Origin of the sequence: Paenibacillus sp. VMFN-D1 (genome assembly GCF_003386155.1) — a bacterium.
Classification (GTDB): Bacteria; Bacillota; Bacilli; order Paenibacillales; family Paenibacillaceae; genus Paenibacillus_AQ; species Paenibacillus_AQ favisporus.
Genome location: NZ_QRDU01000001.1, coordinates 2,324,103 through 2,349,296, shown reverse-complemented (window position 1 = coordinate 2,349,296; position 25,194 = coordinate 2,324,103). Strand labels below are relative to the sequence as shown.

The following is a 25,194-nucleotide window of genomic DNA, read 5'->3' as shown; positions in this document are numbered from 1 at the left end:
GAATGGAAGGAGCGATTCGCTTAAGATGATATGGGACTGCGCGATCATCGGCGGAGGCCCCGCCGGACTGAATGCCGCATTGGTGCTGGGGCGCTCCCGCAGGACGGCGGCGCTGATCGATAATGACCAGCCGCGAAACCGGGTCACACGGGTATCGCATGGCTATCTGACGCGGGACGGCGTCCGCCCCGAACAATTCCGAAGCTTGGCATATGAGGAGATCGGGAGGTATCCTACCGTTCGCCGGTTCATGGCAACGGCCCTGGAGTTGCATCCGGCCCGCGGTGCTTTCCGCGTTATCACTTCGATGCGGGAAGAAGTGTGGGCCAGAACGCTGATTCTGGCTACCGGGCTGCACGAAACGCTGCCCCGCATTCCCGGCCTGGAGCCGCTGTATGGAAAAAGCATCTTTAATTGCGTTTATTGCGACGGCTATGAGCTGCAGGACCGGCCATTGTTTGTGCTGTCGGAGCAGCCGGGACTGTATCACTTCGTCAAGACGGTTCACCATTGGAGCCGGGATTTAATCGTCCTGACGAACGGCAAGCCTGTTCTGACATCCGGGGAGAAGGAAAGGCTCCATGTCAAGGGGTTGCCTGTTGTGGAGGAGCCGATTCATTCGTTCAGGGGAGACGGAGGACAGTTAACGGAAGTTGTATTTCACAGCGGTGCTTTCATTCCGCGAGCCGGAGGCTTCATCGTACCCCATTGGTCACAGAAGGCCCCCTTCGCGGCGCAGCTGGGCTGCCGGCCCGATGGGGCGGGTGGCATTGCCGTGGATGAACTGGGCAGAACGAGCGTAAAGGGTGTGTACGCTGCTGGCGATACCGCCCGTTTCGGGCCTTCGCAGCTGATCATTGCTGCAGGTCAGGGGAGCAAAGCCGCCATGGCAGTGAATGCGGATCTGATCGATGAGGAGTTTTGATGGGAACGATGCCCGCTGCAGAACCAAGCTCAGCATGTATAAAATCGTACATCGTATCCGTTCCACGGGCCATATTCCCGGTTTCTACTTGGGAATACGGCCTTTTTTAGTATGGATGATCCAACCGATCAAGCAATTGATCCGCCACCTTTCGCTCGCCCTCGGACAGGCTGACGGTTTGCTTCAACTGCTCCAATTTCGCCTTAACCTGGGCGGTATCCTGATAACTTAGTCCATAAGCCAGATGGAATACTACGGACTCGACTTGAGATGGAGTTTCCAATCCTGCGAGCGCTTCGATGAACTTGGATGGTTCCCGCGTGTACAGCTCGGCCAGGATAGCGTCATAACTCTCGGTAAGCGCGCCATCCGTGCCGTTCTCCCCCCTGATGATGTCAGGATAATCTCCGACTGCGATCATATCTGCGTGATTATAGAGATACTCAATGGTTTCAAGCGACTGATGGCCGCTGATCCGGTTATACGTCGTCCAATTGATCCCCGCGATTTGCCGCATCATTTGAGCCACTTTCTCCTCATCGCCAATGTCTGTCCGGGAATAGATTTCGTACAGCGCTTTTTCCGCGGAGATCTTTCCGCCTCCTTTGGGAATGACGGCCGCTTGCGGGGAACCGTCCGTCCCGGATTGACCGGCCGAATCGGCGGAAGGCTGCTGCCCGGAAGTGCTGGAGCTGCTTGGCGCAGACCCTGTGACAACGTGATTTGAATCCGAAGAATCGGCACAGGCGCTGAGCGATCCGCACAGTATCGCACACACGGCAAACAACGCAAATTTGAAGTTCATCCGAAATCTCAACCCTTTCTTGTATATCTGGATACATATTCCAAACGTTTTAAAGGGATAAAAGTTGCTGTGGAGCGGTGGAATTAACAAATTTATACAGCAGAGGATGAGAAAATTATCGTACCGGCATCCGTCAGCAAGGCCTTTTGACAACCTGTCTGCCATAGTCAGAAACCAAGCGTTACTTACGAACTATCTTCATCTGCTATAATTAGGTCTAATGATGCGTTAAGGAGGCCGCCCAAGTATGGCGAATTCAGTTTTTGAGCTGCTCGAGATCGATGACAGCCTTCCGTTTGACGTATCCCTGCACAGCGTGAATTACGTGCCCAGCCACTGGCATAACAGCGTTGAGATCATTTTTGTGCTGCGGGGAACGCTTGAGGTTTCGATTGACACGGTCAGCCATACGCTCAAGGAAGGGGATGTGCTGCTGATTAACCAGCATCATGTCCATGAAGTCATTGGCCTGGACATGAACATTATTGCCACCTACCAAATTCCAACCGCTTATTTGAAAGAACATATCGCAGGTTTTGAGGGCTTTTCCTTTGCATTTCAGGCCAGCAAGGCCGGGCCGGAATCCCGCGATGCCGTTTCCCGGCTGCGCCGGCTGCTTGCCGAGATGGTCCAGCTCAAATACAAGCAGACAGAGACGTACGAACTGGAGATGCAGGCCGCGATGCTTGGCGTTCTTTCCATCCTGGTCAAGCAGTTCAAGGTTCCGCTGTCCGAAGGCGGCATCAGTGAGCGGTACATGGACCGGATGCTGCGGATTATTACGTATATCGATAACCATTACCGCGAGCCCATCACCCTTCAGTCCATAGCGGATCGTGAGTTTCTGTCCGTGCCATATTTATCGAAATTTTTCAGCGAAAATATCGGATTGAATTTTCAGGCTTATCTGACCAGCATTCGGTTAAAAAATGCCGTCGAGGATCTGCTGCGCCAAGAGGAAATCCCCATTGCCGACTTGGCCATGTTTCACGGTTTTCCGAACGCCAAGTCGTTCTATTCCGCGTTTAAGAACAGATACCATGTGACGCCGAACGAATATCGGAAACAGTACCGGCCGGAGCCGGGAAAGAAGAAGGAAAAATCGACTTCGAATTATATGGAGTTCAATCAATCCAGCGCACTAGGGATTATCAATCAATACCTGGAGCGGGGCGGATCGCCGGGCGACAGGGAGGTGCATTCGCTGGAAACGCTCACCCGCCAGGTGGATGCGGCCGTGAGGACGCAGGCGATATCGCATACGTGGAAAAACTTGATCACGATCGGCAAAGCCAAGGAAGGACTTCATGCCGACGTTCAGCGGCAGCTCCGTTACGTTCAGGAGCGGTGTCCGTTTCGCTTTTTGCGTTTTCACGGCATTTTTGATGACGGCATGATGGTTTACAACGAGAGGGAGGACGGGCAGCCCGTCTATAATTTCCGGCTCGTCGACCAATTATTTGATTTTCTGCTCTCCATTCATCTGAAGCCGTTTGTGGAGCTCGGGTTTATGCCGTCCGCGCTCGCGGCCGATCCGGAAAAAGGGCTCTATTTTCGCAGAAGCTATACAAGCCCGCCCAAGTCACTCGACACCTGGTGCGAGCTCATTGACCGCTTTATCCGGCACTGCATGAACCGGTACGGTCCGGCGGAGGTCGAGAGCTGGATGTTCGAATTTTGGAACGAGCCGGAGCTCGAGGTGTACTGGCCGGGAACGGATGAGGAGTACTTCGAGTTGTATTCCCGGACTTTCCATACGATGAAGAACATTTCGCGGAAATTGCGGATCGGGGCGCCAGGACGGATTATAACACTTCGCTCCAACTTGTTCAGCGAGCGTTTTTTTGCCTTTTGCCGGGAGCGGGAATGCCTGCCTGACTTTATCCCGTGCCATTTTTATCCGCATGAAAATCTCGAGGGCTTCTTCGAACCGGATGAGGAACAAAGCGAGCTGCGCAAACTGGAGCCGTACCGCATCCTGCTGGAGGAGTTTCGGGGCATTTCGCCGAACCCGGATTACTTACGGGACATGCTGACCCGGGAGAAGCAGCTTCTTGAAAAGGAAGGCCTGTCAGACCGCGAGATATACCTGACGGAATTCAATTCCACGGCATTTCACAGGGAGCTGACCAACGATACGCTGTACAAGGCGGCATACATCGCGAAAAATTTGATCGATAATCTCGACCGGATTCAGGGCTTCGGCTACTGGGTGCTCAGCGACAATATCGAAGAAACGTCAGCATCCCCTGCGTTGTTCCACGGCGGGCTGGGTCTGATCGCCCAATACGGGATTCCGAAGCCGGCTATGTATGCCTACGAGCTGCTGGCCAAGCTTGGGGATCAGCTTATTGAACGGGGCGAAGGGTATATTGTGACGAAGAGCGCGAATGCCTATCAGATTCTGTGCTACAATTACTGCCATTTTGATGACCTGTATGCCCTGGGGGATACTTCGTTCGTAACACCGACCAGCCGGTACAGCGGGTTCAAAAACGAGAGAACCGTCAAGCTGGAATTCCAGCTGGATGGAATAGACAGCGGCAGGTATAAAATCGTCCGCCGATCCTTGAACCGGTCGAGCGGGAGCAGCTTTGACGTGTGGGTGGAAATGGGTGCACCGTCTATCATGACCGGGGAGGATCTGCATTACATCAAGCAGAGATCAGAGCCCGGCCGCCATATCACCCACGTCGATGTGGAGAACCGCCATATGACCTGTACATTTACTCTGGAACCGCACGCAGTCGAGCTCGTCGAGCTGATTCCGGTCATTTGACGCGGGGTTGTGTCAATTTTTAACCTGAATTTTCGCGGTGTGAAGTGAAACGCTTACAAATGAATTAAAAATGGCCATAAAAGACTGCAAACCGCCGCCTCTCCTGAGCTGGGCGGTTTGTTTTATAATTGGTTTGCAAACGTTTTCAAACAATGAGGAGGTCACCCCATATGGCTAAAGCAAAAATTATCGGTCAAACGATCACGCCATTCAAACGGCTCACTTTCGGTATTATGTTCGGATATGCCTGCATGATGCTGGCTCTCATGACACCTGCAACGCTTCTATTAACTTTTAAAATGGTCGAAATCGATCCGAACGGCTATACCTCCTCCTACGGCTTGGTATCCGGGATTGGCGCCTTTTTTGCCCTGATCGGCAACCCGCTCGGCGGAGCGATCAGCGACCGGACCAACATCTCCTTCGGCCGCCGGCGCACATGGATTCTGCTCGGCCCGCTGTTTGGCTGTGCTGCACTGCTGTGGGTCGGAATGTCCACGCAGATCTGGCAGATCATCATCGGCTGGGCGATCGCCCAATTGTTCTTCAACTTCGGTATGGCTGCGTACACAGCGCTGATTCCCGATCAGGTGAAGGAAGAGAAGCAGGGAACGATCTCCGGGCTGCTGGGTACCGTGTTACCGGTAGCTATGGCGCTGGGCATGGTGCTGATGACGGCCATGACGGACGCCTCCTCGACGACGAAATGGAGCCTGCTTGCGGCGATCGGGATCGTGGGGCCTATCATCAGCCTGTTTATTATCCAGGACGGAAAAGTGCAGATCGAACACATGGCACAGGAAAAGATGACGCTTGGCGAAAAACTGAGCAGAGTCTATCCAAATCCGCGAAAATTTCCGGCGTTCAGCTGGGCGGTCGTATCCAAGTTTCTGTTAATGATGGGGTACTGCAGCAGCTTGTACCTGACCGTTATGCTGGTTAACCGCATGGGCTATAGTGAAAGCGCTGCAACCGCAGCCGTGGCTACCATCAACATCGTGTCCATGGTGGCGATGGCGGTCACGAGTATTTTTGGCGGCGTCTTATCCGATAAGTTCCGTAAGCAAAAGCCATTCCTCTATATCTCGGCTCTCATTATTATCGCAGCCATTCTCATCTATGCCTTTATCGCGCATAACACGGCATTTATCGTAGCATCCGCCGTGATGGGACTCGGGTTCGGCTGTTTCACGGCGGTCGATATGGCACTGGTTTCGCGAATCCTTCCGAACAAGGAAGACGCGGCCAAAGACTTCGGCATTATGAACGTAGCCAACGCGCTGCCGCAATCGATCGTGCCGGCCATCGCACCGCTGCTGAACATCGGCGGCTGGTCCTTCTTCTATATCGTGCTTGCGGTCTGCGTCGTGGCCGGGGTGGCCGCGCTCAAGCCGCTGCCTGAAGTCGGGGAGCACGCCGGTGAAAGTAATCCAACCAATCTGGAAATGGGGAGAAGCGTATCATGAAACGAAATCTGACAGACATCATCTCTCAAATGACCTTAGAAGAAAAAGCCGGCTTATGCTCGGGGCTGAATATGTGGCAGACCAAACCGGTAGAGCGTCTCGGCATTCCGTCCATTGTGATGACGGACGGTCCGCACGGCCTGCGCAAGCAGGCCAACCCCGGGGACATTTCGAGCAAGACGGTGCCGGCCACCTGCTTCCCGAGCGGAGCGGGTCTGGCCTCTTCCTGGGACCGCGAGCTGATCCGGGAGGTCGGCGCCGCGATCGGCGAGGAGTGCCAGCAGGAGGACGTTCAGATTATCCTCGGGCCTGCGGTCAATATTAAGCGGTCACCGCTGTGCGGCAGAAACTTCGAATATTTCTCGGAGGATCCGTACCTGTCCTCGGAAATGGGTGCGAGCCATGTGAAAGGCGTCCAAAGCCAAGGCGTCGGAACGTCGGTGAAGCATTTTGCGGCCAACAATCAGGAGACGCTGCGCAACTCGATTAACGCGGTGGTCGACGAGCGGACGCTGAACGAAATTTACCTGCGCAGCTTTGAGGGCCCGATTATCGAAGGTGATGCCTGGACCGTGATGTGCGCCTATAACCAGGTGAACGGCGATTACTGCTCGGAGAACGATTACCTTCTGAACCAGGTGCTGAAGCAACGATGGGGCCACGGCGGACTGGTCATGACCGATTGGGGCGCCATCAACGAACGGGTGAAGGGACTAAAGGCCGGACTGGAGCTGGAAATGCCTTATGTCGGTCCGGAGCATGACATGATGATCGTAGAGGCCGTTCAGTCCGGAGAACTGGACGAGGCGGTGCTGGATGAGGCGGTTCGCCGTCTGCTCACGGTCATTTTCAAAGGATACGACGGTAAAAAGGAAGGCTTCACCTACGATGCGGAAGCCCATCACCAACTGGCCCGGCGCGCGGCTGCGGACTGTATGGTTCTCTTAAAGAATGAGGGAGGCCTGCTCCCGCTGAAGCCGGAGCAATCGGTCGCCGTCATCGGCGCATTCGCCAAGCATCCGCGATACCAGGGCGGCGGCAGCTCGCACATTACTCCGACCCGGATGGACGCTCCGTTCGATGCGATTGCAGGAATGTCTGCTGACTGTGCGTTTACCCCGGGCTATCTGCTCAAAGGCGGCGAGGCCGACGACAGCTTGATCGAAGAAGCTGTGAAGCTGGCGCAAAGCAAAGACGTGGCCGTCATCTTCGCCGGCCTGCCGGATTCGTTCGAATCGGAAGGCGTCGACCGCACACGGCTGGATATGCCTTCCTCGCACATCCGCCTGATCGAGGCGGTCGCGGCGGCGCAGCCCAACACGGTCGTCGTGCTGTCCAACGGATCGCCGGTAACGATGCCTTGGCTTCCGCAAGTCCAAGCGGTGCTGGAAGGCTATCTGGGCGGGCAGGCGACGGGAAGCGCAGCGGCCGACGTGCTGTATGGGAAGGTGAATCCAAGCGGCAAGCTGGCGGAGACGTTTCCCGTTCGGCTGGAACAGACGCCGGCGTTCCTGAATTTCCCGGGGGGCAAGAGCGAAGTGACGTACGGGGAAGGCTTGTTCGTAGGCTACCGGTATTATGAAGCGAAAAAAGAGGAGCCGCTTTTCCCATTCGGTTACGGTCTTAGTTACACAACCTTTGCTTATGAAGATATCCGGGCTGACCGAACGTCTATGAAGGATACCGAAACCGTCAACGTGGCTGTTACCGTTCGCAACACCGGTACGGTGGCGGGCAAGGAAATCGTGCAGCTGTACGTCAAGCCGCTGGAGAGCCATGTCGTCAGACCGGTCAAGGAGCTGAAGGGGTTTGCCAAGGTTCATCTGCAGCCGGGTGAAGCCAAGACGGTCCATTTTGTGCTGGATCAACGGGCCTTTGCCTACTTCAATACCGACATTCATGACTGGTTCGCCGAAACCGGGGCTTACGAAATCGTTGCAGGTCCATCATCGGTGGATACGCCCCTGTCCGTCACCCTGACCCTGGAATCGACCGGAATTCCGTTCCGCAAAGTGGGGCGCAACACCAAGTTCTACGAGCTGATGGCCATTCCCGAAACGGCTGTGTTTGCCGAGGAAGCGATGGAGGGCAGCCTGGAGCGCCTGAAACAGATGGGAGCTATGTTTGAGGAGAGCATGGGCGACGATGGGATCGCCGAGCTGTTCGAGGCCATGGTGAAGTGGCGGAAGTATGACGCCCTGCGCTCGCTGTCCGGCATGATGGGCGGGGGAACGTCGGAAGCGGATTTATCGAAAATCATCGACGATCTGAACACCAAGCTGAAACTGAATTCGTAATTCCGATGGAGTGGAGGAAAGAGAACATGTCGAATATAAAAGCTGCACTAAATATAGAAGAAATTCGTTATGTGAACAATCCCGATGGGCCGACGCTGGGCTATTCGGCTGCCTCGGGCGTAAAGATCCTGGAACAGGACGGCCTTTATTTTAAGGACCTGAGCAGGGACGGCCAACTGGATCCTTATGAGGATTGGAGGCTGTCGCCTGTAGAGCGGGCCAAAGATCTGGCGTCCAAGATGACGACCGAGCAAATTGCCGGCCTGATGCTGTACAGCCGGCATCAGGCGGTGCCTGCGGCGAGCGGAGGCTGGTTCTCCGCAACCTACGGAGGCAAAACCTTTGAAGAGAGCGGCGTCAAGCCGTGGGAGCTGACCGATGAACAGCTTCATTTTCTGGCACAGGATCACGTGCGGCATATCCTGGTTACCACTGTGGAGAGTCCGGAGACCGCCGCCAAATGGAACAACCGGGTGCAGGCGTTTGCCGAAGGGCATGGCCTCGGTATCCCGGCCAACAACAGCTCCGATCCGCGGCACGGCTCCGACTCCAGTTCGGAGTTTAACGCAGGCTCCGGCGGCGCCATCTCCATGTGGCCGGAAACCTTGGGCCTGGCGGCGACCTTCGACCCGGAGGTAACGCGGAAATTCGGGGAGATCGCCTCGAAGGAATACCGCGCATTGGGATTGTCGACGGCGTTGTCCCCGCAGATCGATATCGCCACCGACCCGCGCTGGTTCCGCTTCAACGGAACGTTCGGGGAAGATTCGGCGCTGGCGGCCGATATGGCCCGGGCGTACGTCGACGGCTTCCAGACTTCGGAGGAAGAACGCGAAATTCAGGAAGGCTGGGGCTATGACAGCGTCAACGCCATGGTGAAGCATTGGCCGGGCGGCGGATCCGGTGAAGGCGGCAGAGACGCCCATTTCGGCTGCGGCAAGTATGCGGTCTATCCCGGGAATAATTTCGGCGAGCATCTGATCCCGTTTACAGAAGGCGCCTTCAAGCTGTCCGGAAAGACGGGCAAAGCCTCGGCCGTCATGCCGTATTACACCATTTCCACGAACCAGGATACCGTGAACGGCGAAAATGTAGGCAATTCCTATAACGCCTGGCTGATCGGAGATCTTCTGCGCGATCAGTACGGATACGATGGCGTTGTGTGCACCGATTGGATGATTACGGCCGACGAGTCCCCTGCCAAGGATTCTTTCCTCAGCGGCAAGCCGTGGGGTGTGGAGGAACTGACCGTCGGTGAACGGCATTACAAGCTGCTGATGGCCGGGGTGGACCAGTTCGGCGGCAACAACGAAATCGGACCGGTGCTGGAAGCCTATGAAATCGGGGTGCGCGAGCACGGAGAAGACTGGATGCGGCAGCGGTTCGAGCAGTCCGCCGTCCGGCTTCTAGTCAATATGTTCCGGCTCGGATTGTTCGAGAATCCGTATCTTGACCCGGATACGAGCGCCCGAGTTGTCGGAAACGCCGAATTTATGCGCGAGGGGTATGAGGCCCAGCTGAAGTCTGTGGTGCTGCTGAAAAATAAAAATGCGGTGCTGCCGCTGAAGGCAGGGAAAAAGGTATATATTCCGAAGCGATATACGCCGGCAGGAACCGACTGGTTTGGCAACCAAACCCCGGAGAAGCTGGAGTATCCGGTCAGTCTGGAGCTGGTATCCAAATATTTTACGGTGACGGATCAACCGGATGAGGCGGACTTTGGCCTGGTCTTCATTGCCTCCCCGAAATCAGGCTTCGGTTACAGCCAGGAGGACGCGGAGCAGGGAGGGAACGGGTATGTACCGATCAGCCTGCAGTACCGGACTTATACAGCCGAGCATGCACGGGAAGTGAGCCTGGCTGGCGATCCGCGTCCGGAAGACGTGCTGAACCGTTCTTATCAGGGAAAAAGCGTTACGCCTCAAAATACGACAGATCTGGACGCGGTGCTGGACACCCGGAAGGCGATGAAAGGCAAGCCGATCATCGTGTCGATGCTGCTCTCGAATCCAGCGGTGGTGAACGAATTCGAGTCCGAAGCGGATGCGATTGTAGCCGATTTTGGCGTTCAGGCGCAGGTGATCATGGAGATCCTGACTGGCAGTGCTGAGCCTTCGGGACTGCTGCCGATGCAGATGCCGGCCCATATGCGTACGGTTGAGGAACAGCTTGAGGATGTGGCTCATGATATGGAATGCCATGTGGACTCTGATGGCAACACGTACGATTTTGGCTTTGGCTTGAATTGGGGCGGCGTTATCGATGACGAGCGCACGCGGAAATACCGGAAGCGTTGAAGCATTGAGAGGGATCGTCAACAAATATAATAGTAGAATCCTTCTCGCAAAAAGAATAGATATCACGAAAAGCACACAATAGCTAAGGATCGCCCGCTGATAAAGCGGGCTTTTTTTCGGACCTTCAACGCCGATCATCCGTTGGCGCAGAGGCACCCCGCAATAGTTGCTTAATTAGACTCTGGTGTATGCTTTCCGTGTCTTTATAAAGTTTAGCTATATTTATTTTTGGCGTTGAGGCGGCCGGAGTTCTCTGCTACAATTCCAAGCAGAAAGGCGGTCGATCTCGATGGCAAATCAATTTGCCAGTATGCCAAGCGGCTCATGCAAAGCCTATTCATAGGGCGAACCTTTGCATGGGCGGACGATCAGTTTAACAGTTCGCCCTCAGGACGTTTTATTGGATGGGCTTTGCACCTTATTTTTTCATTCTAAATAATAAGGGAGTTGAATGCATTGACCAATCCATGGATAAACAAACGGCAGCATATCATCAATCTTCAAACACAGGTCCAGCGGCTGCTGGATGAACTTGCGAAAGACGATATCGGTGCAGGCTTCCAAGCCGCAGCCTACTGGCACGGTGAACTGGTGGTGAATGCTTTTTCAGGCAGCGCCGATGCCTTAGGACAAAACTCCGTCCATCCGGATACGCTCTTCGTGATGCAGTCCTGCTCCAAAGGAGTGATTTCCACGGCCATTCATATTCTCGTCGAGCAGGGCAAGCTGGCGTATGATGAGCGGATTTCTCATTACTGGCCCGAGTTCGGGGCGAATGGAAAGGAACAGATTACGCTCCGCCAGGTCCTGACTCATACGGCAGGAGTTCCTTTGATGCCTGCGCACGCGGATATGCAGCTGGTGACCAACTGGCACGCGATGGTACACGAGATGGAACAGTTACAACCTATCTGGGAGCCTGGCACCAAGGCAGGTTATCACGGCTTGACCTTTGGATGGATTCTAGGGGAAACAGCCGCTAGAGCGGATGGCCGGGCGATTGGCCGGATCATTCAGGACGAGATCTGCAAGCCATTAGGAATGGAGAGGTATCTGTATTTAGGGGCCCCGGCGGAAGCGGAAACCCGGATTGCCGAAATTAGCGGCGAAGCCGTACCTATCGCTTCCATGCCCGATGACATGCTGTTCAAGCGGGTGCTGCCTCCGGCCCTGGTTCCGGTTGCCAATCCGGAGTGGAACTCGGCTTGCTTCCATTCGGCAGCCGTACCAGCCGTCAATGCCGTCGCAAATGCTCAGGCGTTGGCGCGCATGTATGCTTCACTGATTGGCGAGGGCGTGGATGGCAGACGCCTGCTCAAGCCGGCCACCATAACCGAGGCAGCACAGCTGCAATTTGAAGGGATCGACGAAGTTGCGCTCGCTCCCGTTCGGTTGGGGCTGGGCTACTCGCTCAGCCAAGACGGCGATGCCATGGGCGGCAGCCGGGCGGCTTTCGGTTATGCCGGATTGGGCGGCATGATCGGATACGCCGATCCGTCGAACGGCCTTGCCGTGGCGGTGCTGTGCAACCGGATGAAGGTTGGGCGGGGAGACCGGTCTCCGGATCGGCTGGTAACGGATCTGATCCGCGATAAACTTTGTCATACGTAAATTGAATTTTATTCCTTCGGTTGGAGGGCCCGGCTTGTTTTACGGTCGGGCCTTTTTTTATCATCTAACAGCGGTTTCAAGAGGAATAATCGGCACGAAGCCACTTTATCAGCAAAGCTGATAAAACCTATAAGATCATTCTAATTGACCGTTCCCCCCTGCTGTGATAGGTTCAAGAGAGAAAATATGAGTAATCTACTAGGAATTATCACTAATGCATGCTACGCGAGGTGGATATTTGTTGGAACTTCAAGTAACGAACAGCCCTTTTAACCAAGAGCAGGTCGAGCTGCTCAACCGTCTGCTGCCCACATTAACCGATGCCCAGCGCATCTGGTTGAGCGGATATATCGCAGCGGTCGCCGTAACGGGTAGCGCTGTGCTGGGAACCGCCCCTATTGCGGCTGCCGCAAATGCGCCGGCTGCGTCTCCGGTAAGCACGGCACCGGCTGCACCGAAAGAGGTTACCGTCCTGTACGGGTCGCAGACCGGCAACTGCGGGTCGCTGGCCAAGAAGGTGACCAAGAGACTGCAGGATCAGGGCTTTGAGGTCAAGCTTTCTTCGATGAGCGATTTTAAACCGAACGGATTGAAAAAGGTGGAAAACCTGCTGATTCTGGTCAGCACGCATGGCGAAGGGGATCCGCCGGACAACGCCATTTCCTTTTATGAGTTTCTGCACAGCAAGCGGGCGCCGCAGCTTGAAGGCATGCCGTTCTCTGTACTGGCGCTGGGAGACACCTCCTATGAATTCTTCTGCCAGACAGGCAAGGATTTTGACAAGCGGCTGGAAGAACTGGGCGGCAAGCGGCTCGTTCCGCGCGTCGATTGCGACGTGGACTTCGACGAGCCGGCGGCGGAATGGATCAACAGCGTGGCCAGTGCGTTTGCCGAGCTTGCCGGAGCAGGAGCCGGAGCTGCACCGCAGGCTGTGCCTGTCACGGCAGATTCGCTGCTCGCATCCGCGGAATCCGAATATTCCAGAACCAATCCGTTCCAGGCCGAGGTTCTGGAGAATATTAACCTGAACGGCCGCGGTTCCGACCGCGAAACCCGGCACTTGGAAATTTCGCTGGAGGGATCGAATCTGGAATATGAACCCGGAGACAGCTTGGGCATCTACCCGGAAAACCATCCGCGGCTAGTCGACGAATTGATCGAGGCGATGGGCTGGTCCGGTGAAGAATCGGTACCGGTTAACAAAAACGGCGATGAGGCTACGCTGCGCGAAGCGCTGCTCCACCATTATGAAATCACGGTGCTCACCAAGCCTTTGCTGGAAAAGACAGCCGCACTCATCTCGAACGGTGCTTTGAACGAACTGCTCGCATCGGGTCATGATGAGCTGAGAGCCTACATCGAGGAACGCGATCTGCTTGATCTGGTGCAGGATTATTCCCTGAAGGGCATCCCGGCAAGAGAGTTCGTAGCCATTCTGCGCAAAATTCCGGCCCGTCTGTATTCGATCGCCAGCAGCCTGAAGGCATCGCCGGACGAGGTGCATGTAACGGTCCGGACCGTCCGCTACGAGAACCGCGGAAGAGAGCGGTACGGCGTCTGCTCCGTACAGTTGGCTGAACGAAGCGAACCCGGATCGGCTTTGCCGGTCTATATCCAGCACAATCCGAACTTTAAGCTTCCGCAAAATCCGGATACCCCGATCATCATGATCGGCCCGGGCACAGGCGTCGCTCCGTTCCGCGCATTTTTGAGCGAGCGGGAAGAGACCGGGGCCGAAGGCAAGAGCTGGCTGTTCTACGGCGACCAGCACTTCGCGACCGACTTCCTGTACCAGATCGAATGGCAGCGCTGGCTCAAGGACGGTGTCCTGACGCGCATGGACGTGGCATTCTCGCGGGATTCTGATCAGAAGGTTTACGTCCAGCACCGCATGCTGGAGAAGAGCCGGGAACTGTATCAGTGGCTGCTGGAAGGCGCTGTGGTATATGTATGCGGCGACGAGAAACGAATGGCCCATGACGTCCATTCCACGCTGATTACGATCCTTGAACAGGAAGGCGGTCTCAGTCCTGAGGAAGCTGCCGAATATATGATTCGCATGCAGCAGGAGAAACGTTACCAGCGGGATGTCTATTAAGCGCATCCGATAGGCAAGCGAGAAGGAGAGAGCAAACATGTCTGATAACAATTTGATGTCACCAAACAGCGCGCCCCACAGCGATGTGGAGGATATCAAACGCAGAAGCAACTATTTGCGGGGAAGCCTGGTGGATACGCTGAAGGATCCGATCACCGGGTCGATCCCCGAGGACGATAACCGGCTGATGAAGCATCACGGCAGCTACATGCAGGATGACCGGGACCTGCGCAACGAACGGCAGAAGCAGAAGCTTGAGCCGGCTTACCAGTTTATGCTCCGGGTGCGCGCGTCGGGCGGCGTGGTTACCCCGCAGCAGTGGCTGATGATGGACCGGATTTCACAGAAGTACGGGAACGGGACGATCCGCCTGACGACACGCCAGTCGTTTCAGCTGCACGGAGTGCTGAAGTGGAACCTCAAGAACACGATCCGCGAGGTGAACGAATCGCTGCTCAGCACCCTGGCCGCCTGCGGCGACGTGAACCGGAACGTCATGTGCAATCCGAATCCGTACGAGTCGGAGATTCATTCGGAGGTGTACGACTGGGCCCGCAAGCTGAGTGCCCATTTGGATCCGCGGAGCCGGGCCTATTACGAGATCTGGCTTGACGAAGAGAAGGTGGTGGACAGCCACGATCATGACGTGGAACAGGAACCGATCTACGGTCCGGTATACCTGCCGCGTAAGTTCAAGATCGGCATGGCGATTCCGCCTTCCAACGATGTCGACGTATTTTCGCAGGACCTCGGGTTGATCGCCATTGTGGAGGACGGACGTCTGGCCGGATTCAACGTTTCGGTCGGCGGGGGCATGGGGATGACCCACGGCGATCCGGCCACGTACCCGCAGGTAGGGCAGGTCATCGGGTTCTGCACGCCGGAGCAGGTGATCGATCTGGCGGAGAAAACCGTGACGATCCAACGCGACTACGGCGACCGTTCCGTGCGGAAACACGCGCGCTTCAAGTATACGATTGACGACCGCGGCATCGACTGGTTTATCCAGGAGCTGACCGCGCGTCTCGGGTGGGAGCTGGAGCCGGCAAGACCGTTCCATTTCGAAAGCAACGGCGACCGGTACGGCTGGGTCAAAGGCAGCAACGGCAAGTGGCATTTGACCCTCTTTATCCAGAACGGACGGATTAAGGATGAAGAAGGGTATGAGCTGATGACCGGCTTGCGCGAAATCGCCAAGGTTCATACGGGGGATTTCCGGCTGACACCGAACCAGAATCTGATCATCGGCAGTGTGAGCAGCCAGAAAAAGAAGAAGATCACCGAGTTGGTGCAGCAGTACGGTCTGACTGACGGCATCCATTATTCGGCGCTGCGCCGTAATTCGATGGCGTGCGTTGCCCTGCCGACCTGCGGTCTGGCAATGGCTGAATCCGAACGCTACCTGCCTACGCTGCTCGGCAAAATCGAGCCGATCCTGGAGGAAGCGGGGCTTCGTGAAGAAGAAATCGTCATCCGGATGACAGGCTGCCCGAACGGCTGCGCAAGACCGGCCTTGGCGGAAATCGCTTTTATCGGCAAGGCGCCGGGCAAATACAACATGTACCTCGGCGGCGGATTTGCCGGAGAACGGCTCAACAAGCTCTACAAGGAAAATATCGGCGAGGCCGAAATTTTGGATTCCCTGAAGCCGATTATTTTCCATTATGCCAAGGAACGCCGGGACGGCGAGCATTTCGGCGATTTTACCATCCGCGCCGGTTATGTGAAGGAAGTCCGCTCGGGACAATTCTTCCACGCCTGATGGCATAAGCAGCCAGATCGCCAGTGGCTCGGTACGCCGCGGACGGTCATAACGACAGCGCAAAAAAGTGCAGTCCCCAGCGGACTGCACTTTTTATACTTTATATAAACTCATAGATTGATCACGGCGACAGTGAGCACCGCCGTCATGCTGCCGACGAAGCTGCCAACCAGACAGTCCGAGGGGTAGTGCAGTCCGAGATAAATCCTTGAAATACAGACGATGAGTGCCATAACAAGCAGCAGGACGGCGACCCAAGAGCCCATAAACAGAAACGGCGTAATGATGGAAAAGATGGCCGTCGAATGCCCGGATGGGAACGAGGGGTCCTTCAGCGGGTTTTTGCCAACCCGAACGCCTTCGAGGGCGAGGTAAGGGCGAATCCGCTGGACCTTGCGTTTAATCAGGGTCGTAATTAAAAAGCTGATAGCCAGCGCGGCAAAGCTCTGCAGACTCGTCGTCCGCCACGGCTCGGGAGCAAACAGCGCCACGGACAGCGTCAGGGTGATTGTAAACAGCGCGCCGCCCAGGTGAGTCAGCATGCGCAGCGCAGCATGGAGCATGGTCGGATTCTGAGTGCGGTTAATCCAGTGGAATATGCGCCGGTCCCAGCCGTGCGCCTGCTCCATATAACGGGTGATGATCATGCATCGGTCCTCCTCAAAAATATGTTTTTTGCATCGAATGGTCGTCAGTGTCCGAAGTTTAACCCTATTGCCTTATTGCCTCGAATGAACCTTGGTACGCTTGCGCCATTTCAGGTAAACGTAAACGGCCAGAATGGCGAACACGGCGGCCACGACGTATTTCAAAAAATGCTCCGTCCAGGTCAAGACCAGCTGCCATTGATTGCCGAAAATGTAGCCGATCCCGATAAAGACGGTAACCCAGAGCGCTGATCCCGTGTAGGCGTACACGGCGAAGGTGCGGTAAGGGACGCGGATGATCCCGGTAAAGTAGCCGATAAACTGCCTGACTCCCGGAATGAAATAACTGAACAGCAGCAGCTTGTTGCCGTATTTGTGGTATACCCTTGCGGTCTTTTCCACATGTTCCGGTTTGAGAAAAAGCCATTTCCCGTAGCGCTCAATCAGCGGCTGACCCAGCTTGTACCCTAGCACGTAAGTAACCGTCAGCCCGACGATGGAGCCGAGGTAGGCGGCACCTAGAGCCGGAAGCAGGTCCAGTACGCCTTTATAGGACAAATACCCGGTGTAGGTAAGCGTCGTATTGCCTGGCGGGATCGGCAAGGCGATGGCATCAAGCGGAAGTCCGAGAAGCAGGACCCAATATCCGTACTGTCCGAACAACCGCTCGATATATCCCAGCACATCCATAAGAATCTCCTTATCGTGATTGTAGTAGTGCTTTCCATTTTAATTAGCAAAGATTAAGAACGGATGAACAGAAAGCTTAAGAAAGTATTAAGCCGTCTGCCCGATTTCTTAACAGTCCGGAAGAACTTGTATTCCCATGATACGCAAATTTTTGCCGGAACAAAACCGTCTCCGGTTGGGGCGGAAACCCGTCTTAAGACCAGGTTTTTCTTGCGGCGCGATTTTATATAAAATTGTCGTAATATTATACTGTATTAACGGTTTTTCATGTGTTAGATTAAGGGCATGATGTCTTAATATTAAATACTGAGGAGCGCTGGATATGATCAGAATCGGTAAAATAAGCTATTGGCATGTGCATGCATGGGACTATACGAAACAGGCTGAGGCTCATCCGGGTGCGGAAATCGTGGCTGTGTGGGACGAAAATCCGGAGCGTGGGCAAGAAGCCGCTGATAAGCAGGGCGTTACTTTTTACGCATCATTGGATGAAATGCTTAGCCGCGACGATATCGATGGGGTCATCGTGGATGCGCCAACGAACATGCACCGCGAAGTCATGATCAAAGCCGCAGAAGCCGGCAAGCATATCTTTACGGAAAAGGTTATTGCCGCAACGCTGAGCGAGGTAAACGACATTATTGCGGCTGTGGAGAAAAATAACGTGAAGCTGACCGTATCCCTTCCGAGACTGAACGACGGCTATACGCTGGCGATTCGGGAACTTCTGGACCAGGAGCTCCTGGGCAAGGTAACTTATGTACGTGTGCGGCTGTCCCACAACGGGGCGACGGCCAATTGGCTGCCAGCGCATTTTTATAAGAAGGAAGAGACGCTCGGCGGCGCCTTGATCGATCTCGGCTGCCATCCAATGTATTTGACGCGACTTTTCTTGAGAGAAGAGCCTGTGGACGTGAGCGCGCAATTTGGATACATAACCGGAAAAGAAGTGGAAGACAACGCGGTTGCGACTTTGTCTACGAAATCAGGCGCAGTAGGCGTCGTTGAAGCCGGGTTCGTGAACAACTTTTCGCCGTTTACCGTGGAGGTGCACGGCACCGAAGGAACGATCCTTTTCGGAACGCCGGACAGCAAGCTGCTGCTTCGTACGACCCGCAATGAGGAATACAAGGATGCCTGGGTCGAGATTCCGGTTCCGGCCAACCGCGAAAGCGCGTTTGAGCAGTGGATCAGCCATATCGAACAAGGCACAACTGCCGATGAAAACATCGCGATGGCGATCGAATTGACGAAGCTCATGGAAGCGGCCAATCTGTCGAACGCGGAGCGCCGCGCCGTTAAACTGAACGAACTGCAAGGCTAACCATCACAGAACTTATCAGACATAAGGATGTTGCTGCAATGATGAATAATTTTCCATACGAAACTATGCAGGGACGCCAGGATGCTTTGGAGCGTCTGGATTTACGCATCTATTGGGGAAATTATGAGATTCGGGTGATACGTTTTCATTTGACTTCTTTTCCTCCGGGGAAAATCGTATCCTTTCACAAGCATGCCGAGTTTGAGTTTCACTTTATACCGCGCGGCAAGGGAACGGTGATCCTGGTGGATGAACCCTATGCTCTTCAGGAGGGCATGTTCTACCTGACAGGTCCGGAGGTGCTCCATTACCAGGAAGCGGATCCCGAGGAATCGATGGATGAGCTGTGTCTGCATGTGGATATCCGGGACCTGTCGCAGGTGCCGGATGCCGGCCAGTCGCCGCGTCCATACGCCGATCCGTGGGAGGCGGCCGAGGCGCATGACTGCATTGAGAAGCTGCGGACGCTGCCGCTGAAGCCCGTGATGGATACGTACAGGGCGATGCCGTTCTTCCTGGAGGCCTTCAACGCCTCACAGCAAAAATATTTAGGACTGTATACAACGATCAAAAACTGCATCATTCAAATTCTGCTCCGTGCCGTGCGCGCTTACGAGCCGGAACCACGGGAGGCGGAGCTTCCGTCCAGGGACATGAAGGCCTACCGGTACCAGCTGGCTCTGGAGTACATCCATGCCAACTCTTCCGGCGAAGTGGTGCTGGAGGATGTGGCCGACAAGCTGCATATCAGCTCAAGGCAGCTGCAGCGGATCATTAAGGATCAGGGGGGCGGGCGGTCCTTCAGCGAAATTTTGGAAGATTTCCGCCTGCAGGAAGTGTGCCGCCAGCTGGTGGAGACGCGCTGGTCCATCGAGAAAATCGCCGTTCAGGGCGGATTTTCCAGCGGAAGCTATCTGCATACCGTTTTTCGGAAGAGGTACGGCTACACGCCGTCGGAATACCGGAGAAAGAACGCGAAAGTATAGGAGGATTACGATCTCGTGGGAAAAACAATTCGGATTGGCATTATCGGAAGCGGGGGCATTGCCGGAGCGCATGCCCGGGCTTACAAAGGAATCGAGGATGTTCAAATCGTCGGGGTGGCGGATATTCTGCCAGACAAAGCGCAGCAATTCATTGAGCGTTGGGACCTGCCGGATGCGACCGGCTTTGACGACCACCGCAAGCTGCTCGAGCTGGATCTGGATGGCGTAAGCATCTGTACGCCGAACGTAGCGCATTACCGCACAACGGTGGACGCGCTGTCGGCCGGCAAAAACGTCATGCTGGAGAAGCCGATGTCGGTCACGCTGGACGAAGCGGTCGAAATGGTGCAGGTTTCCAAGAAAACCGGAAAGATGCTGAATGTCGGTTTCCAGCCTCGCTACGACCCGAACATGGCCATCATTAAAAACATGGTCCAGAACGGGCAGTTGGGTAAAGTGTATTACGTGGAAACCGGGGGCGGACGCCGCCGCGGCATGCCGGGCGGAACGTTTATCCGCCAAGATATCGCCGGCGCAGGCGCAATGGCCGATATCGGCTGCTATTCGCTGGATCTGGCGCTCAACACGCTTGGCTATCCGAAGCCGCTGACCGTCTCCGCTTATACCTCGAACTATTTTGGCACCAATCCGAAATACCACGCGGAAGCCGGACAATTTGACGTTGAGGATTTCGGTGTGGCCATGGTCCGGTTCGAAGGAGACCTGGTCCTGAACTTCAAGACGTCCTGGGCGATGCATATGGATACGCTTGGTGCGACGATGTTCCTCGGCACGGATGCGGGCATGAAGGTGCTTCCGGCAGGCAGCGGCCCTTGGAGCGGGGTATGGGATGGGCATGTCGGCTCCATCTCGCTGTTCCATGACATTCAGGGACATCATACCGAGAGCAATATTCCGCTCATCAAGCATGAAATCAACGTGTTTGAGGAGAAAATCAAGGATTTTGTCCGCGCGCTGCGTGAAGGCACGCCGGCTCCGATTCCGGGCGAGGAAATTTTGCGGAATCAGGCCATTATCGACGGCATTATCCGCTCCGCGCAGACGAAGAAGGAAGTTGAGATTCATATTCCTGATCTCGTGTAACCGCGCTAACGAAGTCCATTGCTTTAACCCGCTTGGTTACAGCAGTCCGAATTTCCCGATCCGGGATCTTCGGGCTGCTTTTATTTTTCGGATTTCCGTCCGGCACAGATGTTATCTTTTTCGGGAAATAGGCAAACCTGATTTTGGGAGACCTAAAACCAGAATACAGGAGGACGAGTGCAAGTATGAAAAAAATGGTGATGTCCGTCTGCCTCAGCGCCGGATTTCTGCTCGGATCTGCCGCTGCAACACCGGCTGCTTATGCCAATTCGGAAGAGCCGCAGCTGAAGGTGAAAATCGTGGATTCCAAAGGCGGAGAAGTCGGGACGGCGCTTCTGACTCAAAAAGGAGCCGCCGTTCAGATCCATATCGAAGCCGCGAATTTGCCGCCTGGTGAGCACGGCATTCATTTCCACGAAAACGGCAAGTGTGATCCGCCTGACTTTAAAACAGCCGGAGCCCATTTCAACCCGACCGGCAAGCAGCACGGCTTCCATAATCCGAAGGGCTATCATGCCGGAGACCTGCTGAACATTCAGGTGAAGCAGGACGGGACGGTTACTGCCGATTTGGAAACCCAGTCCGTAACGCTTAAAAAGGGAGCCGACAATTCGCTCCTGAAGCCGGGTGGAACCGCGATCATCATCCATGAGAAAGCGGACGATTACGTGACCGACCCGTCAGGGAACTCCGGCAACCGGATCGCCTGTGCGCGGATTGAATAGCTGCGGCCTGCCGTCAGCATTCCTGGCTGCCGATAGCGATGATATACACTCCTGAAGGAAAGATGCCTTCAGGAGTTTTTTTTGTGTTCCCGCCGTGTCACAAGCACATATCGTAACGGGATTGTTATCGCTTGCAAAAAAACGTTGCCCGGCTCCATATTCCTGTGATATATTAAAACTCCTTCCATTTTTTCCACATGATCGGCTTTTTCACCGCCAATGATTCTTCAGGAAGCGAAACGACCCCATCATAAAACAGGAGGAACCTCTGTTGTGAACTGGCTTAAATGGGATTTGAACTTGCAAATCCGGCTGATCGGCGACACACTTTTCAATTTGCTGTTTTGGATGTACTTTCCTTACATGACCTTGTTTTTCAGCGACGCGTTCGGTAAGACCGCGGCCAGTATGCTGATGGCTGTTCCCCCCTTGGTCAGCCTGCTCGGGAGCTTGTTCGGCGGGTATCTGGCGGACCGCTTCGGCCGGAGGCCCGCCATGCTGCTCGGGGCCTGCATGCAGTCCTGCATGTTTGCCGCCTTTGCGTTATCCCCGTCCCATTGGCTCGATTATGCCGCATATATCGGACTCGGGCTGGGAGGGGCGATCTATTCGCCGGGAAGCTCGGCCATGGTGGCCGACGTCACTCCGGAAAAGGACCGGCGGATGGTGTTCGCAACCTTCGTGACGGGCAGAAATATCGGGGCGGTCTTTGGCCCGGCGCTGGGTTCGGTATTCTTCTTCCAGTACCGGCACGAGCTGTTGTGGACCTGCACTTCGGTAACGCTTTTGTACTTTTTGACCATTTTATTGTTCAGCAGGGAGACGCTCCCGGCATCGGCAAGGATGAATCGTACCCGCAGCAAGCTGACCGCTATCTTGAAGGAGCAGGTGGTAAGTTACGGCGTCATTTTTAAGGACAAGGTATTTGCGCTCTATATTGCCGCGGGCATCCTGGTGACGGTTGCTTTTATGCAGCTGGATATGTATTTGGCGATGTATGTCAAAGAATACGTGCCGGGACAGGCGCTGCTGTCTTTCAGCGGCTGGACGCTCAACCTGAGCAGTGCGCAGGTATTCGGGTTGATGCTGGGGCTAAACGGCCTGCTGTTCGTGCTGTGCGTTCTTCCTGTTACCAAGCTGTTCGAGGGCTGGTCCGAACGGAACATCCTGATCATGTCGGCCTTGCTGTTTGGCGGAGGGATGTTCTTGATCGGTTTGACGACGCAGGTGTGGCTGCTGCTGGTGTTTACGTTTGTGTTTACGATCGGCGAGCTGTCGCGGAGCCCCGTCACCGACAGCTTCATCAGCAAATATGCGCCTGAACACGCGAGAGGGCAATACATGGGGGCGGCGAATCTGCAGTTCTCGGTCGGCCGGTTTATCGCTCCGGTTACGATTATGCTGTCGTCGTGGTTTCCTCCGGTGGTCGTCTTCGGCTTCATCCTCCTGGCAACAATCCTCAGCTCGCTTTTGTATGTTCAGGTTTTTAAAATCATTCCGGCAAGCTACTACGAGAAGCAAGCCGAAATCACAGGTTGAACCCAAACAAGGCCGTTCAAGAGCGGAGGCAATCCGCATCGCTTGAACGGCTTTTTTTAGGCTGTTATTCGGCTGCTGCCGGCATTCCCGCCTGAACGGGTCTGCCTGTCGGTGCATGGACTGGCTGGTCGCGTATGACGGACCCGTCCTGCAGATGCAGCCAGGTGTCAAAACTTCGCTGTCCTTGCGTGAGCCGAATGACCCGGGCGCCGGGCATAAATGGCTGATCCAGATAGGCATTGCGGGTGGTCCGACCGTAACACAGGCGGATACCGTGCAGTGTTCCCCAAAAATCGTTGCCGTGATCATGGCCGACAAAAGTACCGAGAATATCGCCCATCTCAACCATGCTCGCAAAAAAACCGGTGTTGATCCAGGGCGCACAGCAGTGACGGTCAAGCTTGTTCCCATAACAGACCGAGAAATCCCAAATATCGTTATATTCGGGCAGCGGGATATGGAAGAAGGCTAGCGATGGCAGCGGGACCCCGCCGTTGCCTGCCGTAAGACGATAGGACTGCTGAGTATACCATTCAATCTGGCTGCGGCGGATCCAGTCGTAAAATCCGACGCGTAAGTGCTCCAGCGGCGAGTAGCTGCCCGAATCCAAAAAGTAAAGGGCGGCCTCCACGTTGTCCCGATGTGAATCCCTGATTTCCAAACAATAGTTGCCGGTGCCCTTGACGTGGGGCGGATCGGGAATCGCATAACAGTATCGGTGGGACAGCTGCAGGGCATGAAGCTGTTCCCGCGTCATATCGGGAGCCTCGGAGTCGTGGTTTCCAAAGACGGCTGCCCAGGGGATGCCCATCTGCTCCGGAACCGACACTGCATCCCGGAACGCTGCGGCCGGATTCGGACTTTTATTGCTGGCGATCACGTCACCGGTGTAGACGACCAGATCGGGCTGTTCCGCCTCTATAATCCTTCGCATCATATCCTTCATTTGAAGCTCTTCATCATCAGGCTCGTAAAACTCCGTATCCGTAAATTGGACAATGGTAAACGTACCGTCCTCGCGAAACCGCAATGTTTTCCTCATCTGCCTATCCTCCCGCTATGCGTTTTCTGGCATGGACCGTGTCTGGAGCAAGCCGGCAGGGACAGCGGCATCCCAGGCATCCGGAATGTCCAGTCCGAGGGCAGCTGCGGCGACAGCCGCAGTGTCCACAATCGAGATTTCCCCGATGGTTGTTCCCGGCGCGATTCCCGGTCCTACGCAGCCCCAGAACACTTTTTTGTCCATCGGATGATCGCTGCCGTGGCTGAATTTGTCGTCGCCCCCGCCGCCGTGGTCGGTCAATAAAACCACCAGGCTGTCTTCAAGAAGTCCCAGCCGCTCGAGGGTACCGAGCACCTGACCGAACAGGGCGTCATTTTGTTTAATCGCATTCAAATATTCCGGAGAGTCCGGTCCATAGCCATGCTTATGTCCGGCCGCATCAGGTTCATCCAGCTGCATGAACAGCAGTTTGACGTCCGGATTCTGTTCCAGATAGTTCTGGATGGCCTGAACCAGATCGGCATCCGGCAGAGATTCCTTATGTATTCCGATGCCATCCTCAACGATCCCGTCATTGATCGGGCTCCAGCTGGTGAAGGAGGCGAGCTTGGCCTCGGGCCATGCCTTCCTTGCAAGCCGGAATACGGAAGGGTAAGGCGATTCGGTAGGATAAGGCTCGCTCGCAGCGACCTCATTCGTTAGCCCGTGCTTCTCCGGCACAACGCCGTGGAGCACGGAGCCCCAGCATTCCGCGCTGATTGTCGGCGACTGCGCCTGGGCGTCATAGGTGACGGCCCCTTTTGCCAGAAAAGCGTCGATGACCGGTGTAGCCGTGTGCTGAATAAAGCTGCCGGCGCCGTCCATTCCCAGAATGAATACGCGCGAAACGGCATTTGCATTGCTCATGGGTCAACCTCCCCAAAAATGATTTCGCTTTCATAGGATCGATCAGCCCCTAGCATAAAGATTCCCGTACGGGGTGTCAACCACCGATTGGGAATTAGGCAAACAAGTCATCAGAGCGTTAGCAGGAAGTCATCATCGTGGTAGCCGGACTTTGCTTGCACCATATAGAATCGGATTTGTAAGGGGTTACAGGTCACGATACGACAAAAAGGAGTGAGATCATGCAAGAG

At 55.1% G+C, this 25,194-nt stretch carries 18 protein-coding genes; 13 read left to right on the top strand and 5 right to left on the bottom strand.

Going from position 1 to position 25,194, the window contains the following annotated elements:
- Nucleotides 1-25 precede the first annotated feature (25 nt).
- Nucleotides 26-925 (top strand): NAD(P)/FAD-dependent oxidoreductase, encoded by a 900-nt coding sequence (locus tag C7820_RS10760; protein ID WP_116230934.1) that lies wholly within the window; start codon nucleotides 26-28, stop codon nucleotides 923-925.
- Between the two features lie 106 nt (nucleotides 926-1,031).
- On the opposite strand, the gene C7820_RS10755 is transcribed toward C7820_RS10760, so the two are convergent.
- Entirely contained in the window at nucleotides 1,032-1,730 is a 699-nt protein-coding gene (locus tag C7820_RS10755; RefSeq protein WP_116230933.1) for a hypothetical protein, read from the bottom strand.
- A 247-nt stretch (nucleotides 1,731-1,977) separates the two neighbouring features.
- Between C7820_RS10755 and C7820_RS10750 the strand changes: the two genes are divergently transcribed.
- The 7 genes from C7820_RS10750 to cysI all read left to right on the top strand — a co-directional run bounded on the left by C7820_RS10750 (nucleotide 1,978) and on the right by cysI (nucleotide 16,040).
- On the top strand, nucleotides 1,978-4,509 hold the full coding sequence (locus C7820_RS10750) for a GH39 family glycosyl hydrolase (RefSeq protein ID WP_116230932.1): 2,532 nt from the start codon (nucleotides 1,978-1,980) through the stop codon (nucleotides 4,507-4,509).
- A 170-nt stretch (nucleotides 4,510-4,679) separates the two neighbouring features.
- Nucleotides 4,680-5,975 (top strand): MFS transporter, encoded by a 1,296-nt coding sequence (locus C7820_RS10745; protein WP_116230931.1) that lies wholly within the window; start codon nucleotides 4,680-4,682, stop codon nucleotides 5,973-5,975.
- Nucleotides 5,972-8,272: a beta-glucosidase family protein gene (locus tag C7820_RS10740; protein WP_116230930.1), complete on the top strand. Its 2,301-nt coding sequence runs from the start codon at nucleotides 5,972-5,974 to the stop codon at nucleotides 8,270-8,272. The genes C7820_RS10745 and C7820_RS10740 overlap by 4 nt, the downstream gene beginning before the upstream one ends.
- A gap of 26 nt (nucleotides 8,273-8,298) precedes the next feature.
- Entirely contained in the window at nucleotides 8,299-10,569 is a 2,271-nt protein-coding gene (locus C7820_RS10735) for a glycoside hydrolase family 3 protein (protein ID WP_116230929.1), read from the top strand.
- A gap of 456 nt (nucleotides 10,570-11,025) precedes the next feature.
- The gene (locus C7820_RS10730) at nucleotides 11,026-12,180 is read left to right on the top strand and encodes a serine hydrolase domain-containing protein (RefSeq protein ID WP_258875204.1); all 1,155 of its coding nucleotides are present in this window, start codon (nucleotides 11,026-11,028) and stop codon (nucleotides 12,178-12,180) included.
- Between the two features lie 241 nt (nucleotides 12,181-12,421).
- Nucleotides 12,422-14,278, top strand: a complete 1,857-nt coding sequence (locus C7820_RS10725; RefSeq protein ID WP_116230928.1) for an assimilatory sulfite reductase (NADPH) flavoprotein subunit — start codon at nucleotides 12,422-12,424, stop codon at nucleotides 14,276-14,278.
- Nucleotides 14,279-14,315: 37 nt separating this feature from the next.
- Nucleotides 14,316-16,040, top strand: a complete 1,725-nt coding sequence (gene cysI, locus C7820_RS10720) for an assimilatory sulfite reductase (NADPH) hemoprotein subunit (protein ID WP_116230927.1) — start codon at nucleotides 14,316-14,318, stop codon at nucleotides 16,038-16,040.
- 110 nt (nucleotides 16,041-16,150) lie between these two features.
- Here cysI and C7820_RS10715 read toward each other — a convergent pair whose 3' ends face one another.
- Together C7820_RS10715 and C7820_RS10710 are read right to left on the bottom strand one after the other, a co-directional pair.
- Nucleotides 16,151-16,687: a phosphatase PAP2 family protein gene (locus tag C7820_RS10715; RefSeq protein ID WP_258875202.1), complete on the bottom strand. Its 537-nt coding sequence runs from the start codon at nucleotides 16,685-16,687 to the stop codon at nucleotides 16,151-16,153.
- Between the two features lie 72 nt (nucleotides 16,688-16,759).
- Nucleotides 16,760-17,377 carry a DedA family protein gene (locus C7820_RS10710; protein ID WP_116230926.1) on the bottom strand — a complete coding sequence of 206 codons (618 nt, stop codon included), beginning with the start codon at nucleotides 17,375-17,377 and terminating at the stop codon, nucleotides 16,760-16,762.
- 322 nt (nucleotides 17,378-17,699) lie between these two features.
- On the opposite strand from C7820_RS10710, the gene C7820_RS10705 reads away from it, so the two are divergent.
- From C7820_RS10705 to C7820_RS10685, 5 genes are all read left to right on the top strand, one after another.
- Nucleotides 17,700-18,701 (top strand): Gfo/Idh/MocA family protein, encoded by a 1,002-nt coding sequence (locus C7820_RS10705; RefSeq protein WP_076167175.1) that lies wholly within the window; start codon nucleotides 17,700-17,702, stop codon nucleotides 18,699-18,701.
- Nucleotides 18,702-18,739: 38 nt separating this feature from the next.
- Nucleotides 18,740-19,687, top strand: a complete 948-nt coding sequence (locus tag C7820_RS10700) for a helix-turn-helix domain-containing protein (protein ID WP_116230925.1) — start codon at nucleotides 18,740-18,742, stop codon at nucleotides 19,685-19,687.
- Nucleotides 19,688-19,702: 15 nt separating this feature from the next.
- A complete protein-coding gene (locus C7820_RS10695; protein ID WP_076167171.1) occupies nucleotides 19,703-20,791 on the top strand; it encodes a Gfo/Idh/MocA family protein in 1,089 nt (362 codons plus the stop codon).
- A 185-nt stretch (nucleotides 20,792-20,976) separates the two neighbouring features.
- Nucleotides 20,977-21,516: a superoxide dismutase family protein gene (locus C7820_RS10690; RefSeq protein WP_116230924.1), complete on the top strand. Its 540-nt coding sequence runs from the start codon at nucleotides 20,977-20,979 to the stop codon at nucleotides 21,514-21,516.
- Between the two features lie 273 nt (nucleotides 21,517-21,789).
- The gene (locus tag C7820_RS10685) at nucleotides 21,790-23,055 is read left to right on the top strand and encodes an MDR family MFS transporter (protein ID WP_116230923.1); all 1,266 of its coding nucleotides are present in this window, start codon (nucleotides 21,790-21,792) and stop codon (nucleotides 23,053-23,055) included.
- Nucleotides 23,056-23,119: 64 nt separating this feature from the next.
- On the opposite strand, the gene C7820_RS10680 is transcribed toward C7820_RS10685, so the two are convergent.
- Nucleotides 23,120-24,097, bottom strand: a complete 978-nt coding sequence (locus C7820_RS10680; RefSeq protein WP_116230922.1) for a metallophosphoesterase family protein — start codon at nucleotides 24,095-24,097, stop codon at nucleotides 23,120-23,122.
- A gap of 15 nt (nucleotides 24,098-24,112) precedes the next feature.
- Nucleotides 24,113-24,964 (bottom strand): alkaline phosphatase family protein, encoded by an 852-nt coding sequence (locus tag C7820_RS10675; protein ID WP_116230921.1) that lies wholly within the window; start codon nucleotides 24,962-24,964, stop codon nucleotides 24,113-24,115.
- Between the last annotated feature and the right edge of the window lie 230 nt (nucleotides 24,965-25,194).

Excerpts from the sequence above, each read along its gene's own strand:
- C7820_RS10740 (WP_116230930.1), top strand. The coding sequence starts at position 5,972 with ATGAAACGAAATCTGACAGACATCATCTCTCAAATGACCTTAGAAGAA.
- C7820_RS10675 (WP_116230921.1), bottom strand. The coding sequence starts at position 24,964 with ATGAGCAATGCAAATGCCGTTTCGCGCGTATTCATTCTGGGAATGGAC.
- cysI (WP_116230927.1), top strand. The coding sequence starts at position 14,316 with ATGTCTGATAACAATTTGATGTCACCAAACAGCGCGCCCCACAGCGAT.
- C7820_RS10750 (WP_116230932.1), top strand. The coding sequence starts at position 1,978 with ATGGCGAATTCAGTTTTTGAGCTGCTCGAGATCGATGACAGCCTTCCG.
- C7820_RS10760 (WP_116230934.1), top strand. The coding sequence starts at position 26 with ATGATATGGGACTGCGCGATCATCGGCGGAGGCCCCGCCGGACTGAAT.
- C7820_RS10700 (WP_116230925.1), top strand. The coding sequence starts at position 18,740 with ATGATGAATAATTTTCCATACGAAACTATGCAGGGACGCCAGGATGCT.
- C7820_RS10710 (WP_116230926.1), bottom strand. The coding sequence starts at position 17,377 with ATGGATGTGCTGGGATATATCGAGCGGTTGTTCGGACAGTACGGATAT.
- C7820_RS10745 (WP_116230931.1), top strand. The coding sequence starts at position 4,680 with ATGGCTAAAGCAAAAATTATCGGTCAAACGATCACGCCATTCAAACGG.
- C7820_RS10755 (WP_116230933.1), bottom strand. The coding sequence starts at position 1,730 with ATGAACTTCAAATTTGCGTTGTTTGCCGTGTGTGCGATACTGTGCGGA.
- C7820_RS10735 (WP_116230929.1), top strand. The coding sequence starts at position 8,299 with ATGTCGAATATAAAAGCTGCACTAAATATAGAAGAAATTCGTTATGTG.
- C7820_RS10690 (WP_116230924.1), top strand. The coding sequence starts at position 20,977 with ATGAAAAAAATGGTGATGTCCGTCTGCCTCAGCGCCGGATTTCTGCTC.
- C7820_RS10705 (WP_076167175.1), top strand. The coding sequence starts at position 17,700 with ATGATCAGAATCGGTAAAATAAGCTATTGGCATGTGCATGCATGGGAC.
- C7820_RS10715 (WP_258875202.1), bottom strand. The coding sequence starts at position 16,687 with ATGATCATCACCCGTTATATGGAGCAGGCGCACGGCTGGGACCGGCGC.
- C7820_RS10680 (WP_116230922.1), bottom strand. The coding sequence starts at position 24,097 with ATGAGGAAAACATTGCGGTTTCGCGAGGACGGTACGTTTACCATTGTC.